Here is a 15,215-nt window from a genome sequence, read left to right as displayed (position 1 = left end):
TATCCAGGCACGCCACCATGACCTCCGTCGACACTACCCCCGTCCTCGACCATGACAAGCTCGTTACCTTCGTCGAGCGCAAGTGGAACGATGAAATTCTCCACGCACTGACCGACTACATCGCGATCCCCGCGAAGAGCCCCGCGTTCGACCCCGACTGGGCGAAGCGCGGGTATCTCGAGCGCGTCGTCACCGATGCCGCGCAGTGGGCCGAACGCCAGCCGGTGAAGGGCCTGAAGCTCGAGATCGTGCGCTTGCCCGGCCGCACGCCGGTGATCTTCTTCGAAACGCCCGCGACGCGCTCCGGCAGCACCGATACGATCCTGCTGTACGGCCACCTCGACAAGCAGCCCGAATTCGACGGCTGGCGCGCGGACCTCGGCCCGTGGACGCCGAAGTTCGAGAACGGCAAGCTGTACGGCCGCGGCGGCGCGGACGACGGCTATGCGATCTACGCGAGCCTCGCGGCACTCGGCGCGCTCGACGAGCAGGGCGTCGAACGGCCGCGCTGCGTCGGCCTGATCGAGACCTGCGAGGAGTCGGGCAGCTACGATCTGCTGCCGTACGTCGACGCGTTGCGCGACCGGCTCGGCCAGGTGTCGCTCGTCGTGTGCCTCGATTCGGGCGCGGGCAACTACGACCAGATGTGGCTCACGACGTCGCTGCGCGGGCTGGTGTCCGGCGACCTGCAGGTCGAGGTGCTCGAGGAAGGCGTTCACTCGGGCGTGTTCGGCGGCATCGCGCCGTCGAGCTTCCGCGTGATGCGCCAGCTGTTCGAGCGCCTCGAAGATGCGAAGAACGGCAACCTGCTGCCGGGCGTGTTCCATTGCGAGATTCCCGACAGCCGCGTGCGCGAAGCCGATGCGGCCGCCGCGATCCTTGGCGATGCCGTGTGGAAGGGCCTGCCGTGGGCATGCGGCGCGGACGGCAAGCCGGTGCTGCCGACCACGACCGATCCGCGCGAGGCGCTGCTGAATTCGACGTGGCGTCCGTCGCTGTCCGTGACGGGCGCGGCCGGCTTGCCGGCGCTCGCCGACGCGGGCAACGTGCTGCGTCCGCGCACCGCGTTCAAGCTGTCGCTGCGCCTGCCGCCGCTGGTCGACGCCGCACAGGCCGTGCAGCAGTTGAAGGAACTGCTCGAACTCGATCCGCCGTACAACGCGAAGGTCACGTTCAAGCCGGATGCGGGCGCCGCGACCGGCTGGAGCGCGCCGGATCTCGCGCCGTGGCTCGCGTCGTCGCTCGACGCCGCGTCGCGCCGCCATTTCGGCGCCGACTGCGCGTACATGGGCCTCGGCGGCACGATCCCGCTGATGAACGTGCTGCAGGCCGGTTTCCCGTCTGCGCAGTTCATGGTGTGCGGCGTGCTCGGGCCGAAGTCGAATGCGCACGGCCCGAACGAGTTCCTGCACGTGCCGTACGCGAAGAAGCTGACCGCGGCGGTGGCGGACGTGATCGCGTCCGCGCGCTGAACACTCGCGCTGCCGCGCCGAACGGAATCAACCGCATTCCTGACGATCTCACGGAGCCTTGCCGATGACCGCGTTGCCGACCGCCAATACCGACCCGCTGCGCATGCGCGCCGAACCGCTGCACGCTTTCGTCGCGGCACTCTGGGAGCGGGCCGGCAGCAGTGCGCGCGAGGCAACGCTCGTCGCCGATCACCTGGTCGGCGCGAATCTGGCGGGTCACGATTCGCACGGGATCGGGATGATCCCGAACTACGTGGCGTCGTGGCGTGAGGGGCAGCTGCAATTGAACGGGCACGCGTCGATCGTCCGCGACGGCGGCGCGGTGCTGACGATCGACGGCGGGCGCGGCTTCGGCCAGGTGATCGCGTTCGAGGCGATGGTCGAAGGGATCGAGCGCGCGCGGCGCATGGGCATCTGCGCGATCGGGCTGCGCGACGTCCATCACCTGGGCCGCATCGGGCACTGGGCCGAGCAGTGCGCTCGCTCGGGGCTCGTGTCGTTCCATTTCGTCAACGTGCCGGGCGACCTGCTCGTCGCGCCGCTGCACGGCACCGATGCGCGTTTCGGCACGAATCCGTTCTGCGCCGCGTATCCGCGCGCGGGCCGGCCGCCGCTGCTGCTCGATTTCGCGACGAGCGCGATCGCTTACGGCAAGACGCGGGTGGCCTACAACCAGGGCAAGCGCGTGCCGGCCGGGTCGCTGATCGATCATCGCGGACAGCCGACCGACGATCCGGCCGTCATGCACGAGCAGCCGTTCGGTTCGCTGCTGCCGTTCGGACTGCACAAGGGTTATGCGCTGGCCGCGATGTGCGAGATCTTCGGCGGCGCGCTGGTCGGTGGGCATACGACGCATGGCGGCACGCTGCAGAAGACGAGCGCGATCGTCAATGGAATGCTGTCGGTGCTGATCGATCCGAACGCATTCGACGCGGCCGATGCGCAGCGCGAAGCCGACGCGTTCGTCGAATGGGCGAAGGCGTCGCCGCAGGCAGGCGAGGCGCCGGTGCGGATGCCCGGCGAGCCGGAGGAGGCGAGCCGCGCCGCGCGCGGCGCGGACGGCATTCCGGTCGATCGCGCGACGTGGCGGCAGATCCGCGAGAGCGCGGCGGCCGTCGGCTTCGACGACGCGGAACTCGACATGTGGACGCGGCGCTGCACGGAGGCCGCATGAGCTGGCAATCGGAGAAGGCGCACGGCGAGGAGATCGCGTACCGGCTGGCGCCGCTCGGCAACGTACAGGTCGTGCGGTTCTTCAGCGGTGCCGCGATGCGACTCGACGGCGTGATGTTCGGTTTCATGTCGCGCGGGTCGCTGTTCCTGCGTGTCGACGACGTGAACCGTCCCGCGTTCGTCGCGGCGGGGATGGGGCCGTTCTCGTATGAGCGTCCGACGCGCACCGTCGCACTCGAGGGCTATTACGAAACGCCGGCCGACGTGCTCGAGGACGCGGGTGCGCTGTTCGACTGGTGTCGCGGTGCGTATCGTGCCGCACTGCTTGCCGGTGCGCCGAAGCGCAAGGCACGACCGAAGTCGAAGCCGGCGCCGAAACCGGAAACGACGCGCAAGCGCACGTAGCGCCCCGCGTACGACGGCGTATTTTCTTTTTCCTTGCATTCGAATCACGTCGGGGGCGTTCGGCGCCGGGTTCGACGCACTGCAGGTCCGCCTGCTTCACAACGGCAGCCACGGCGTTTATGATCGGCGCGATTGCGCCCGTGCCCGGCGCAACCCGCGCCGGTCTCGCTGCCGGCTTCGCGAACGGCACGTCGAAAGCCGCGCGATTGATTCCCTACTCATCGTTCCAGACGGAGACAACCGATGCTCGTCCTGATTCTCGGTTTAGCGATCTTCCTCGGTGTGCATTCGATTCGGATCTTCGCGGACGGCTGGCGATCCGCAACCATCGAGCGGATCGGCGAGAAACGCTGGAAGGGCCCGTATGCGCTCGCGTCGATCGTCGGCTTCGTGCTGATCATCTGGGGTTACGGGATCGCGCGCCAGGGCGGAACGCTGCTGTGGGTGTCGCCCGTCGGCGTTCGCCATCTCACCGGCATGCTGACCGCGATCGCCTTCGTGTTGATCGCCGCGGCCTACGTGCCGCGCAACCGCATCAAGACGCTCGTCGGCCATCCGATGGTGGCCGGCGTGATGGTGTGGGCGGTCGCCCATCTGCTCGCGAACGGCACGTTGCACGCGGTCGTGCTGTTCGGTGCATTCTTCGTGTGGTCGCTGGTCGATTTCGTCGTGTGGCGTGCGCGCGATCGCAGTAACGGCGTCCGTTATCCGGCCGGGAGGCTGTCGGGCGATGTCGTGACGATCGTCGCCGGGCTCGTCGTATGGGCCGTCTTCGCGCTGTTCCTGCACGGCCTCCTGATCGGCGTGCGGCCGTTCGGTTGAGCGCACCGGGCTGCGGCGGGCATCAAGCGCGGGGCGCGCAAGCCGCTGTGACATCAAGGCGGATGCGTGACGCCGCCGTCGCACGGCGTACGCACGCTTGCCCATCGATTTCGAATGTATCGCGGCTGACGGTGCGCGTACGTCAGATCGGCTTGACGAACAGCCCGACGGTCAGCGCGGCGCCGATGCACACGATCGCGATCCGCAGCACGCGCTCGTTCACGCGGTGCATCGCCCACGCACCGAGCAGGCCGCCGACGATCGCGCCGCCGCCGAGCGCGATGGCCTCGCGCCAGTGCAGGTGAGGCGAGGTTACGAACAGCACGACCGCCGACGCGTTCATCACGCCCGCGAGCGCATTCTTCGTCGACATCGCGTGACGCGGCGCCAGGCCGGCCATCGTCAGCGCGGCCATCATCAGGAACCCGATGCCGCCGCCGAAGTAGCCGCCATAGATCGCGATCAGGAATTGCGAGATCGCGGCCGTGACCGGGCCGATATGCTGCGTGTCGGCGCCGGGTTTGCGAAAGAAGCTGCCCCACGCGAACACGACCGTCGCGAACAGCACGAGCCATGGCACGAGGTGCGAGAAGATCGACGACGGCGTTTTCAGCAGCAGCAGGCCGCCGAGCGCGCCGCCGACCACGCTGATCGCGAACAGCGCGCGAAACGGCAGTTTGCCCGCGCCGCGCACCATGTTCCGGCTCGCCCAGCCCGTCGTGATCTGGCCGGGAAACAGCGCGACGGTCGACGTGATGTTCGCCGCGAGCGGCGACATCCCCGACACGATCAGCGCGGGCAGCGTGACGAACGAGCCGCCGCCCGCGAGGGCGTTCTGCAGGCCGGCCCACAGGCCGGCGATGATGATGAGGACGAGCATTGATGCGGGAGTGCGGAAGTGGCGCGGCGCGCGGGTACGCGCGGTGGACGCTCGATGGTAATGCAGGATCGTCGCGGCGCAAAGCGGGGCGCGCGGGCCGCGTATCGGGTGCGCAGCGGACACGGCCGCTCGCCGTGGGCATTGCATCGGGCCTGACGCGCCCGCGCGCGTTCATGCCGTGACGGCATCGCGCGCACGATCGGTGTCGCGTCACGGGGCGGGCCGCGCGGCGGCGTCTTCTGCCCGCGCATCGCGTTCGACGTCCGGATAGACGATCGTGCCGTCGTCCCGGATCACCGCGCCGGCGGTGAGGCGCGCACGCTCCACGCGATTCGGGCAGTGCACCGGCAATTGTTCGTGCCGTTGCATCGAAACGCGAATTACGCGGCCTCGCCGGTTCGGCCGCGATCGTAGAACAATGCAAACAGCTCGGACTGCGAACCGACACCCAGCTTCGCATAGATGTGTTTCTTGTGCGCGCGCACGGTCTCGAACGAGATCGACAGTTTTTCGCCGATCGCGCGCGACGAGAATCCGCTCAACGACAACATCGCCACTTCGATTTCGCGCGTCGTCAACGCGCCGCGACCGTTCTTTCCGGTCAGCATCCCGAAGCGTGCATGCGGGTCGGGCGCTTCGCCCTCGGTCGCGCGCGGCGTCTCCCTCGCGACGAACGTCTCGAAGCGCAAGCGCTGCTGCATCAGCGACAACACCCACGGCGTGTACAGCGTGAGCAGCGCCATCTCGCGATCGTCATACTTGCTCGTCTTGCCGAGCGACAAGCCAAGCGTGTGATCGCGGTCGATCACGACGTTGAAATGCACTTCGTCGCCGACGATGTTCTTCTTGAAGTAGCGCTGGTAGTACTCGGTCATCCGGAAATTGTCCGGCGCGACGTCGGCGAGCGTGTAGAAGCCCGACGCCTGCGTTTCGAACGCGGCGAGATAGAACGGATCGAGCTGATAGAGCGCCGCCAGATAGTCCTGGAACATCAGGTCGATCTTGCCGTCCGGCATGGCCTGCTCGGCCAGCACGAGCGGCGGTGCGTCGCGTGCGAAACGCAGCGCGACCCAGTTGTCGAAATTGAGATGCCGCTCGAGCACCCGCGTGAGGCGTGCCCAGAAATGCGGGCCATCGAGGGCGTCGATGGCTGAACCAATCTCCCGATGAAAAGCGAGATCTCGCCATTCGAGGTCCATCGTGTCCTCCGGTGAGGGTAACCCGGGTGGGGAATTTCAGGCCAAAAATAATAACCTGATAATCGGCCTCACTTCGAACGGGCGCGATACCGGCGGGGCTTCGCCGGGTGAAGCACCGCATCGAAAGGGCAGTGCGTGCGACACGCAATTGAAAGGTTATTGGAAGGAGACGATTTCATGCAGGTAGAACTCGCGCAACTCTCGCTGATCGACGGCGACGTCGCGCACAACACGCGCAAGGTGATCGACACGATAGGGCGCGTCGATGCGGCAGGCGGTACGAAGCTGGTCGTATTCCCCGAGACGACGCTGTCGGGCTTTCCGACACGGGACAACGTCGCCGACGTCGCACAGACGCTCGACGGCCCCGCGTTGTCGGCGGTACGCGCCGCGGCGCGGCAGAAGGGCGTCGCCGTCGCGGTGGGCCTCGCTGAACGCGATGGCGGACAGTTCTACAACACCACGGTGCTCGTCGACGCGCACGGAGACATCGCGCTGCGCTATCGCAAGACCCATCTGTGGGCGTCGGATGTCGGCGTGTTCGCGCCGGGCGACCGCTTCGCGACCTGCGTCTGGAACGGCCTGACGGTTGGCCTGCTGATCTGCTATGACATCGAGTTTCCCGAAACGGCGCGTGCCGTCGGCGCGCTCGACGCCGATCTGCTGATCGTCACCAACGGCAACATGGACCCGTTCGGCCCGGTGCATCGCCGCGCGATCGCCGCGCGTGCAATGGAGAACCAGATGTTTGCGGTGATGGTGAACCGCTGCGGATCGGGCGACGACGACCTGACGTTCGCGGGACTCTCCGCGCTCGTCGATCCGTTCGGCGAAACCGCGCTCGGACTGGGCCGCGACGAGGCGGTTGTTCCGGTGAGCCTTGACTTGACGCGCCTCGAAGCGAGCCGCGAACACTACAGCTATCTGCACGACGCGCGCGTGCCGCTCGGTCTCGCGCCGCTCGAACAGGCGGACGGACATCGCGCGCTCGCGATCGACACGCGCCGACAGCGCGGCGAATAAGCCGGCTTCACCCTCATCAACGATATCGCGCAGGCGCCAATCGCCGCGCGTGCGTGCTCGTTCCCTCGACATGCCGGCCCGACGGCACACAGGCATTCGTATCGGCCCCCGCGGGCCCCAGGAGATAACATGCAAGCGTCGTCATCCCTTCAATCGCCAGGCCTGAAGCGCACGCTCGGCCTGCCGTCCGTCCTGCTGTTCGGCCTTGCCTACATGGCGCCGCTGATCGTCTACGGTACCTACGGCGTGCTCGCCAAGGCCAGCGACGACACGGCCGCGCTCGCGTACCTGCTCGCGCTGATCGCCATCGCGTTCACCGCCCTCAGCTATGGCAAGCTTGCGCGGCTCTATCCGACCGCCGGTTCCGCTTATACGTACACGCGCAAGACGTTCAACCCGCACCTCGGCTTCATGATCGGCTGGGCGACGCTGCTCGATTATTTCTTCCTGCCGATGGTGATCTGGCTGATCGGAGCAGCGTATCTGAACGCCGCGTTTCCGCACGTGCCGACCTGGATCTGGATCGTCGCCTTCATCGTGCTGACGAGCGGCCTGAACATCGTCGGCATCGAGCTCGCCGCGCGCTTCAACATCGTGCTGATGGTCGTGCAGCTCGCGATCGTTGCGATGTTCGTCGTGCTGTGCTGGCACTATGCGTCGGCCGTGGCCGGTCCGGGCGGCATCGCGATGGCGGAGCCGTTCTTCAAGCCACACGTGCCGTTCGGCGCGACGATCGCGGGCGCCGCGATCGCCGCGTATTCGTACCTCGGTTTCGACGCGGTGTCGACGCTGACCGAGGAAACGGTCGAGCCGAAAAAGAACATGCCACGCGCGATCCTGCTGATTGCGCTGATCGGCGGCGCGATCTTCGTGATTGCGGCTTACACGATGCAGCTCGCGCACCCGGGCGTCGAATTCAAGGACACGGATTCGGCCGCGTTCGAAGTCGCGAAGATGATCGGGGGCGACCTGTTCGTGACGGTGTTCCTTGCCGGCCTGATCCTCGCGCAGTTCGCGTCCGGTATCTCGGCGCAGGCGAGCGTCGGCCGGCTGCTGTATGCGATGGGCCGCGACGAAATCCTGCCGAAGCGCGTCTTCGGGTTCATTCATCCGCGCTTCAACACACCCGCGATCAACATTGCGCTGGCGGGTGTGGTCGGCCTGATCGCGCTGAAGCTGGACGTCGCCACGTCGACGTCGTTCATCAACTTCGGTGCGTTCCTTGCCTTCACGGCCGTCAACCTGTGCGTGATTCGCGTCTATCTGTCGGGCAATCACGGCGAGCGCAGGCTCGGGGTATTCGGCGGGCTGGTGTTTCCGGTCATCGGAGCGGTATCGGACATCTGGCTGCTGGTGAGCCTCGAGCGGGCGGCACTGGTCCTCGGCATCGCATGGTTCGTGCTCGGGCTGATGTATTTGTGCTGGATTACGCGGCTGTTTCGCCAGGCTCCGCCCGAAGTGGCAATGTGATCGTTTTCCCGCTTGCCCTCGTGAAATTGCCATGCTAATTTTTCATGAAATTATCAGGCGAGAATTTCACGGGAGTCCGCATGTTCGTGCAGTCCGACCGTCACGTCGCAAGCTACTACGCCGGCACTTACCCGGCGCCGATTCCGCAGCGGCCCGGACTGGATGAACGCATCGACGCCGACGTGCTGGTTGTCGGCGCGGGCTTCAGCGGGCTGCATACGGCATTGCGGCTCGCGCTCGCGGGCAAGCGCGTGGTCGTCCTCGAGGCGAGCCGCGTCGCGTGGGCCGCATCGGGCCGCAACGGCGGGCAGGCGCTGCTCGGCTGGTCCTGCGACATGCAGCCGCTCGAGGAATCGCTCGGCCGCGACGGCGCGCGCGTGTTGTGGGACAGCATGCGCTGGGCCGCGGCCGAAGTGCGCGAATTGCCCGCGCGGCACGGCTTCGACATCGACTACCGGCCCGGCAGCCTGTGGGCCGCGGTGCGGCCCCGTCGCGTCGCGATGCTCGCGCAGGCGCGCGACGAGGCGGCGCAGCGCTGGGGCTACGACCGCCTGCGCGTGATCGGGCAGGACGAGATGCCCGAGTGGATCGGCAGTGCGCGCTATCTCACCGCGCTCTACGATCCCGAGGCCGGCCATCTGAATCCGCTGAAGCTCGCGCTTGGTGTCGCGCGGACGATCGAGCAGGCCGGCGGCCGCATCTTCGAGCAAAGCCGCGTGCTCGACTGGCGCGAGACGGCCGGTGGTCACCTCGCCCGCACCGCGCATGGCGAAGTGCGCGCGGACGTGCTGGTGCTCGCATGCAACGCGTATGTCGACCGGCTCGATCCTGAACTGTCGCGCCGCCTGTTGCCGGTCGGCACCTATCAGGTCGCGACGGCACCGCTCGCACCGGACGTCGCGCGCTCGCTGCTGCCGCGCAACAGTTGCGTGATCGACAATCAGTTCGTGCCCGACTACTTCCGCCTGAGCCCCGACAACCGCCTGCTGTTCGGTGGCGGCTGCACGTATCTCGGCGGAATTCCGGCCGACATCGCGACCGCGACGCGCCCGCACCTCGAACGCGTATTTCCGCAACTGGCCGGCGTACCGCTCGACTACGCGTGGGGCGGCCACATCGACATCAGCATGCGACGCACGCCCGACATCGGCCGTCGCGGCCAGCGTTTCTGGCTACAGGGCTTCTCGGGGCACGGCGTGCTGCCGACGCTCGCCGGCGCGCGCGCGGTCGCCGATGCCGTGCTCGGTGACGATTGCCTGCTCGCGCAGTACCAGCGCATCCGCAATCCGCGCTTCCCCGGCGGGGACCGTCTCGCCGCACCGCTCGAAGCGATCGGCAAGGCCTGGTACCGTTTGCGCGACACCGTCTGACGCACCGGAATCCATCATGAACGAACAGGAAGAAATAGAAAGTCTGGCGATCCTGATCCGCGATCTGCGCAAGCATCGCAAGGTCACGCTCAACGAGCTTGCGGAACGGATCGGCCGCTCGGTCGGTTTTCTGTCGCAAGTCGAGCGCGGACTGTCGCGCCCGACGGTCGCGGATCTGACCGCGATCGGCGAGGCGCTCGGCGTGCCGACCACGTATTTCTACAGCCTGAGCAAGCCGCGCAGCGTGCCGTGGGTCACGCGGCCCGACGAGCGGCGCACCGTGTATTACGCGGCCGGCATCACGGACATCCTCGTGTCGCCGAACATGCGTTCGCGGTTTTCGATCCTGGAGAGCCATCTTGCGCCCGGTGCGAGCAGCGGCGAGCGCTCCGTCGACGACAGCGACGAGCAGGGCGGATTCGTGCTCGAAGGAGAGCTGACGATCTGGATCGACGGCGACGACACACCCGTCACGCTCGGCCCGAACGACGCATTCCAGCTTCCCGCGCACAAGCGGTTTCGGTACGCGAACCTGGGCGATGTACTGGCACGCGTGATCTGGGTGTTCACCTGAGTTTTACGGCGGCGGCCCGAGCGGGCGTCGTGCCGTTCAGCCGGTTTGCAGTACTGATCGACATCAGGCATGTGACGTACCGCATGCCGATGAGTCCGGTTCGCCGCGTCGCGGCACCGCCATACAAGACATGGAAAGGATGAGACATGGCTGACGCCGCTCCCGTGCTGGTCGATGAAGTCCGCGCATTCCGGCAGGCGCACCCCGAGATCCGTTATGTCGACCTGATCTGTCTCGATCTGCCGGGCCATTTCTACGGCAAGCGCTATCCGATCGATGCGCTCGAGAAGGTTGCCTCCGGTTCGCTGCTGAAGCTGCCGCAGAATTGCGTGCTGCTCGGCACGCAGGGCGGCCTCTACAAGATCGGCGATTACTGTTTCAACGACGGCGATCCGGATGCGCCGCGACGCCTGATTCCCGGCACGCTGAAGCCGGTGCGCTGGGAGCGGCAGCCGCTCGCGCAGATGCTGATCAGCTCGGACGGCACGGATGCGCCGATCGAGTTCGAGCCGCGCGAAGTGCTGGCGCGCGTGCTGCGGCGGTTCGCGGCGCGCGGCATTCGGCCGGTCGTCGCGTTCGAGCTCGAGTTCTACCTGTTCGCGGCGCAGCTTGCCGACGGGATGCCGCAGTATCCGCGCGATCGCCTGAGCGATGACCGCGACGATCAGCCGAACATGCACATCGAACGGCTGTCGCGGTTTTCCGACGTGCTGCACGAGATGGTCGAGGCCGCGCGCGAGCAGGGCGTCGACGCGACGGTGATCACGGCCGAGCTCGGACCGGGCCAGTTCGAGATCAACTTCGGCCATACCGACGACGCGTTGCGCGCGGCCGACTGGTCGGCGCTGTTCTGTCGCAGCACGCGCGGCGTCGCGTTGCGGCACGGCTATCGTGCGAGCTTCATGGGCAAGCCGTATCTGCATGCGCCGGGCAGCGGGATGCACGTGCACGTGAGCCTGTACGACGACGCGGGCCGCAACCTGCTTGCGGCGGACGCGCAGCGGCCGCTGCGGCACGCGGTGGCCGGCTGCCTTGCGCTGCTGCCGCACTGCATGCCGGTGTTCGCGCCGAATCACAATGCGTTCCGGCGCTATGGGTCGATGGTCAATGCGGCGAGTCGGGCAAGCTGGGGCTTCGAGGATCGCGACGCGTGCATCCGGATTCCCGACTCGGACGCGCGCAACCTGCGGATCGAGCATCGGCTCGCGAGCGCGGACGCGAATCCGTACCTCGTGCTCGCGGCGATTCTCAGCGGGATGGAGCACGGGCTCGACGCACGGCTCGAACCGATCGCGCCGCTCAACGACGATCGCGGCAGCGGGATCGATTTTCCGAAGGAGATGCTGTCGGCCGTCGCGGCGATGCAGGATCACGGGGGCGTGCGTGAAGGGCTCGGCAGTGAGTTCGTGATGGTGTATTGCGAAAACAAGCGGCAGGAGGAGCTGGATTTTCGCAACGAGATCGGAGCGCGGGAGTATCGGTGGTTTCTGTGATGGCGTGGTGCGTGACGTCGCCGCGACGCGGCGGCAACCCGACGGGAAACGGATGGAAAACGGACTGAATGCGTCGCTAGGGAAGCGCACGCCAATAGCGGATTTCGTCGATCGGCACACCGTCGATCTCGAACGTCTTGGTATCGCGTTCGGCAACGAAACCTTCGCGTTCGTAGAACGCCTTCGCACGATGATTTTCGACGAGCACCCACAGCGACACCCATTCATGCCCTGCGTCGTGCAGTGATCGGCGCGCATGGGCGACCAGCGCGGCCCCGATTCCCCGGCCGCAATGCGACGGATGCAGATAGATCGCGCCGATTTCGCCCCAGGTGGAATCCTTGTCGGTGTCGCGCGTCGGACCATAGTTGATCCAGCCTCGGAGCTCGCCTTCCGTGAACGCGAGTGCGACACGTGACTGTCCGGCGTCGAGCACCTCGCGCCAGACGGTGGCGCGCTGTTCGACCGACAGACCGTCGAGATACGAGGCAGGCACGATGTCGGGGTAGGTGGCGCGCCACGATGCGACGTGGATGTCGGCGATGGCCGGTGCATCGATGGACGTTGCGGCGCGGATGTCGACCGTTGTCATGTTCGATGTCATCGATATGCGATCGGATTGCCGAATGTTGGATAGTGCGCGAAAGGAGGCGCCGTGCCGCGAATCGACTCACGGCACGGTACCCGATCGGCGGTTACTCCCCAAGCTTCGCCGTCACGCACCCGGTGCTTGCGCACTCGCGCTCGCGTTCGCGCAGGAACGACAGGCGGGATTGCGTCGCATCGATCGCGCATTGCAGGTTCACGAGGTAGCCGTCGTCGCGCGTCTCGCTGCAGCGATCGTCGCGCTGCTTAATCCACGCGAGCTGCCCGGTCTTCAGCTTCGCCTGCTGCTCACCGTTCAACTGCTTGCGCACGCGGCCGTATTCGTCGTTCAGCTCGCGATCGAGTTGCGAGAATTCGTTGCTGCTGCAGTACACCTGGTCGAACGCGCTGCGCGGCTTGCCGCAGCCGGCCGCATGCGCGGCGAACGGAACGGCGAGCGCGAGCAGCGCGCAGGATACGAGCAGATTCTTCTTCATGGTGGTGCTCCTCTCTGGTGAAAACCGTTGAAACCGACGGGCGCCGCCTTTACCTGGCTGCTGTACACGCGTCGATCCCGCCCGCGATCGCGGTGGCGAGGCGCTGGATCGTCTCGCGCTGAGCGAGACGCCTTTCCTCGTCGGGATTGACGATCACGCCGGCCTCCACGAGCACGGCCGGAATCGGCGCGGTGCGCAGCACGACGAGATCGTCGAAGCGGTGGATGCCGAGTTGCGGATCGATCAGCGGACGGTTCTCGCCCTTGATCGGCTGCGCGTGATACAGCGACGGCCGCTCGCCGGCCGCGACCAGCCGCTCGGCGATCGCCTTCGCGCAACGCAGGCTTTCCGAGTAGTGCGGATTGCGCTCCGACACGAACACGGCGAAACCGCGGAATTCGCGTTGCCGGCCCGCGTCGATGAACTGCTGCTGCATCGAATCGTGATGGATCGACACGAACAGGTTCGCGTCGGGCGCCTGCGTCGAGCGCTGGTCGAGGGCGATCTCGCGGCCGTCGGCCGACGTCCGCAGTACGCGATCGCCGTGCGCGGCGAGTTTCTCCGCGACGGCGGCGGACAGGTCGAGGTTGTACCGGTATTCGACTCGGCCGCTCGCGCCGGTGGCGCCCGGATGGGCTGGCGTATGGCCGGTGTCGACGACGATGTAGCGGCCGGAGGCCGGCTGCGCATCCGGGCTTGCGGCATCGGCCGCATGCAGCGCCGGCGGCACGCCCAGCAGCGGGGCGCATGCGAGCACGCGCGCGGCGGCGCGCACGAACGGGCGAAGGCGTCGAACGGTTCGGTTTGTCATTATTGTTGTCGAGGAGGGCATGCGGCGCGTCGCATGGCGCGCCGTCGGCCTGCTCAATGCAGTCGGAATGTCGCGCGATTATAGCGGTTGCCGGCGGCGCCGCAATGACGAAATGGCTGCTGCCGCATGGAAGCGGGCGCCGGCAATCAGCCGAGCATGCGCGGTCGGCGAGCGGTGCACAACGCCGCGCGCTCGCGACGCTTTTCGCGCACGCCGCGCTGGGCACGCACGCGCAGGTCCGGCAGCAGGTGGCGCGCGGCTTCGCGTGAGCGGCCGGGCGACAGCGGTGGCCGCGCATGCGACGACGCACTGCACCGATTTCGCGAACGGCTTATGATCGTGCGGTACCAAGTCCCCACGCAGAGGCCCCGTGCATATCGCCATCCTGACCTTCGACGGTTTCAACGAACTCGATTCGCTGATCGCGCTCGGCATTCTCAACCGGGTCAAGCAGCCGGGCTGGCGGGTTTCGATCGCGAGCCCGACCGCCCGCGTGCGCTCGATGAACGGCGTGACGATCGACGCGCAAGCGTCGCTGCAGGACGCCTGCGACGCGGACGCCGTGCTGGTGGGCAGCGGTGTGCGGACCCGCGACGTCGTCGCCGATGCCGCGTTGATGGCGCAATTGCGGTTCGACCCCGCGCGGCAGTTGCTCGGCGCGCAGTGCTCGGGCACGCTCGTGCTGGCGAAGCTGGGGTGGCTGGGCGATGTCCCTGCCTGCACCGACCTGACCACGAAGCCGTGGGTGCAGGAAGCCGGCGTGGCTGTGCTCGACCAGCCGTTCGTGGCCAGCGGGAACGTCGCGACCGCCGGTGGGTGCCTGTCGTCGCAGTATCTGGCCGCGTGGTTCATCGCGCGTCTGGCGGGCGTCGAGGCCGCGCGCAGCGCGATTCACTATGTGGCGCCGGTGGGCGAGAAGGACGATTACGTCTCGCGGGCAATCGCGAACATTTCGCCGTTCCTCTGATGCGCGCGGCATCGCGCGTCAGCGCGGCAACGCCTCCGCTTCGGCCCAGCGCTTGAACGAATCGAGGCGCCGGCGCGTGTGCACGAGATAGAACGCGCCGATCAGCGGTTCGAGCAGCCAGCGCAGCCAGGACGGCTGCGCGCGGAAGTGGTACGTGAACTTCACTTCGGTCGTGCCCGGCGTGCGTTCCGTGAAATTCCAGCTGCCGCTGAAACGTTCGAGCACTTTCGGCCCGTCGACCATTTCGATGGCCGCCACCTGCGGCGGACGGTACGACGTGTAGCGCGACACCATCGTCGCGCCCGACTGGCTGCGGCAGAACGCGTCGACGCCGACGTCGGCCGTCATCCCGTCGAGCAGATAGGCATCGGCGAGGAAGCTGTCCCACACGAGCCGCCGCGCATAGTCCTGCGACCACGTGAAGAGGCGTCTGCGATCGACGCCGACGATCCGGCTGACTGAGATCCTCATGAT

Annotated in this window: 17 protein-coding genes and 1 pseudogene; 11 read left to right on the top strand and 7 right to left on the bottom strand. The window is 67.1% G+C overall.

The genetic code is table 11. From position 1 onward, the window contains the following. The first annotated feature begins 17 nt into the window (after positions 1 to 17). The 4 genes from WS51_RS07855 (at position 18) to WS51_RS07840 (ending at position 3,872) form a co-directional block, all read left to right on the top strand. On the top strand, positions 18 to 1,472 hold the full coding sequence (locus WS51_RS07855) for a M20 family metallopeptidase (protein WP_059506616.1): 1,455 nt from the start codon (positions 18 to 20) through the stop codon (positions 1,470 to 1,472). 64 nt (positions 1,473 to 1,536) lie between these two features. Beyond that, positions 1,537 to 2,646, top strand: a complete 1,110-nt coding sequence (locus tag WS51_RS07850) for a malate/lactate/ureidoglycolate dehydrogenase (protein ID WP_060297226.1) — start codon at positions 1,537 to 1,539, stop codon at positions 2,644 to 2,646. Next, on the top strand, positions 2,643 to 3,050 hold the full coding sequence (locus WS51_RS07845) for a TfoX/Sxy family protein (protein WP_059447108.1): 408 nt from the start codon (positions 2,643 to 2,645) through the stop codon (positions 3,048 to 3,050). Before WS51_RS07850 ends, WS51_RS07845 begins: the two co-directional genes overlap by 4 nt. Positions 3,051 to 3,293: 243 nt before the next feature. Then, on the top strand, positions 3,294 to 3,872 hold the full coding sequence (locus WS51_RS07840) for an NnrU family protein (RefSeq protein WP_059769177.1): 579 nt from the start codon (positions 3,294 to 3,296) through the stop codon (positions 3,870 to 3,872). 142 nt (positions 3,873 to 4,014) lie between these two features. On the opposite strand, the gene WS51_RS07835 is transcribed toward WS51_RS07840, so the two are convergent. The 3 genes and pseudogenes from WS51_RS07835 to WS51_RS07830 all read right to left on the bottom strand — a co-directional run bounded on the left by WS51_RS07835 (position 4,015) and on the right by WS51_RS07830 (position 5,951). Continuing rightward, positions 4,015 to 4,752 (bottom strand): sulfite exporter TauE/SafE family protein, encoded by a 738-nt coding sequence (locus WS51_RS07835; protein WP_069228903.1) that lies wholly within the window; start codon positions 4,750 to 4,752, stop codon positions 4,015 to 4,017. 210 nt (positions 4,753 to 4,962) lie between these two features. Beyond that, positions 4,963 to 5,085, bottom strand: a pseudogene (locus WS51_RS30750) (DUF488 domain-containing protein); the annotation flags it as partial. Positions 5,086 to 5,132: 47 nt separating this feature from the next. After that, positions 5,133 to 5,951 (bottom strand): response regulator transcription factor, encoded by an 819-nt coding sequence (locus WS51_RS07830; RefSeq protein WP_069228902.1) that lies wholly within the window; start codon positions 5,949 to 5,951, stop codon positions 5,133 to 5,135. 177 nt (positions 5,952 to 6,128) lie between these two features. On the opposite strand from WS51_RS07830, the gene WS51_RS07825 reads away from it, so the two are divergent. The 5 genes from WS51_RS07825 (at position 6,129) to WS51_RS07805 (ending at position 11,881) form a co-directional block, all read left to right on the top strand. Then, positions 6,129 to 6,974 carry a carbon-nitrogen hydrolase family protein gene (locus WS51_RS07825; RefSeq protein ID WP_069228901.1) on the top strand — a complete coding sequence of 282 codons (846 nt, stop codon included), beginning with the start codon at positions 6,129 to 6,131 and terminating at the stop codon, positions 6,972 to 6,974. A gap of 129 nt (positions 6,975 to 7,103) precedes the next feature. Continuing rightward, complete coding sequence (locus WS51_RS07820) at positions 7,104 to 8,444, top strand: APC family permease (protein ID WP_059769185.1); 1,341 nt, start codon at positions 7,104 to 7,106, stop codon at positions 8,442 to 8,444. Positions 8,445 to 8,524: 80 nt separating this feature from the next. Next, a complete protein-coding gene (locus tag WS51_RS07815) occupies positions 8,525 to 9,814 on the top strand; it encodes an NAD(P)/FAD-dependent oxidoreductase (protein WP_069228900.1) in 1,290 nt (429 codons plus the stop codon). Positions 9,815 to 9,830: 16 nt separating this feature from the next. Continuing rightward, positions 9,831 to 10,388, top strand: a complete 558-nt coding sequence (locus WS51_RS07810; RefSeq protein WP_069228899.1) for a helix-turn-helix domain-containing protein — start codon at positions 9,831 to 9,833, stop codon at positions 10,386 to 10,388. A gap of 146 nt (positions 10,389 to 10,534) precedes the next feature. Next, positions 10,535 to 11,881 carry a glutamine synthetase family protein gene (locus WS51_RS07805; RefSeq protein WP_069228898.1) on the top strand — a complete coding sequence of 449 codons (1,347 nt, stop codon included), beginning with the start codon at positions 10,535 to 10,537 and terminating at the stop codon, positions 11,879 to 11,881. A 76-nt stretch (positions 11,882 to 11,957) separates the two neighbouring features. Here the strand turns inward: WS51_RS07805 and WS51_RS07800 are convergent, their stop codons facing one another. From WS51_RS07800 to WS51_RS07790, 3 genes are all read right to left on the bottom strand, one after another. After that, entirely contained in the window at positions 11,958 to 12,485 is a 528-nt protein-coding gene (locus WS51_RS07800) for a GNAT family N-acetyltransferase (RefSeq protein ID WP_069228897.1), read from the bottom strand. Between the two features lie 91 nt (positions 12,486 to 12,576). After that, positions 12,577 to 12,963: a lysozyme inhibitor LprI family protein gene (locus WS51_RS07795; protein WP_069228896.1), complete on the bottom strand. Its 387-nt coding sequence runs from the start codon at positions 12,961 to 12,963 to the stop codon at positions 12,577 to 12,579. A 49-nt stretch (positions 12,964 to 13,012) separates the two neighbouring features. Beyond that, entirely contained in the window at positions 13,013 to 13,774 is a 762-nt protein-coding gene (locus WS51_RS07790; RefSeq protein WP_069228895.1) for an N-acetylmuramoyl-L-alanine amidase family protein, read from the bottom strand. 104 nt (positions 13,775 to 13,878) lie between these two features. On the opposite strand from WS51_RS07790, the gene WS51_RS32005 reads away from it, so the two are divergent. Continuing rightward, positions 13,879 to 14,043 (top strand): hypothetical protein, encoded by a 165-nt coding sequence (locus WS51_RS32005; protein ID WP_155638752.1) that lies wholly within the window; start codon positions 13,879 to 13,881, stop codon positions 14,041 to 14,043. Between the two features lie 101 nt (positions 14,044 to 14,144). Next, on the top strand, positions 14,145 to 14,741 hold the full coding sequence (locus WS51_RS07785) for a DJ-1/PfpI family protein (protein ID WP_059449488.1): 597 nt from the start codon (positions 14,145 to 14,147) through the stop codon (positions 14,739 to 14,741). A gap of 18 nt (positions 14,742 to 14,759) precedes the next feature. On the opposite strand, the gene WS51_RS07780 is transcribed toward WS51_RS07785, so the two are convergent. Further along, positions 14,760 to 15,212, bottom strand: coding sequence for a type II toxin-antitoxin system RatA family toxin (locus WS51_RS07780; protein WP_059506640.1), 453 nt, complete (start codon positions 15,210 to 15,212; stop codon positions 14,760 to 14,762). Positions 15,213 to 15,215 lie beyond the last annotated feature (3 nt).

This window comes from Burkholderia territorii, from assembly GCF_001718335.1.
Taxonomy (GTDB): domain Bacteria; phylum Pseudomonadota; class Gammaproteobacteria; order Burkholderiales; family Burkholderiaceae; genus Burkholderia; species Burkholderia territorii.
The sequence above is the reverse complement of the archived record's forward strand: the minus strand, read 5'-3'. Positions and strand labels throughout refer to the sequence as shown.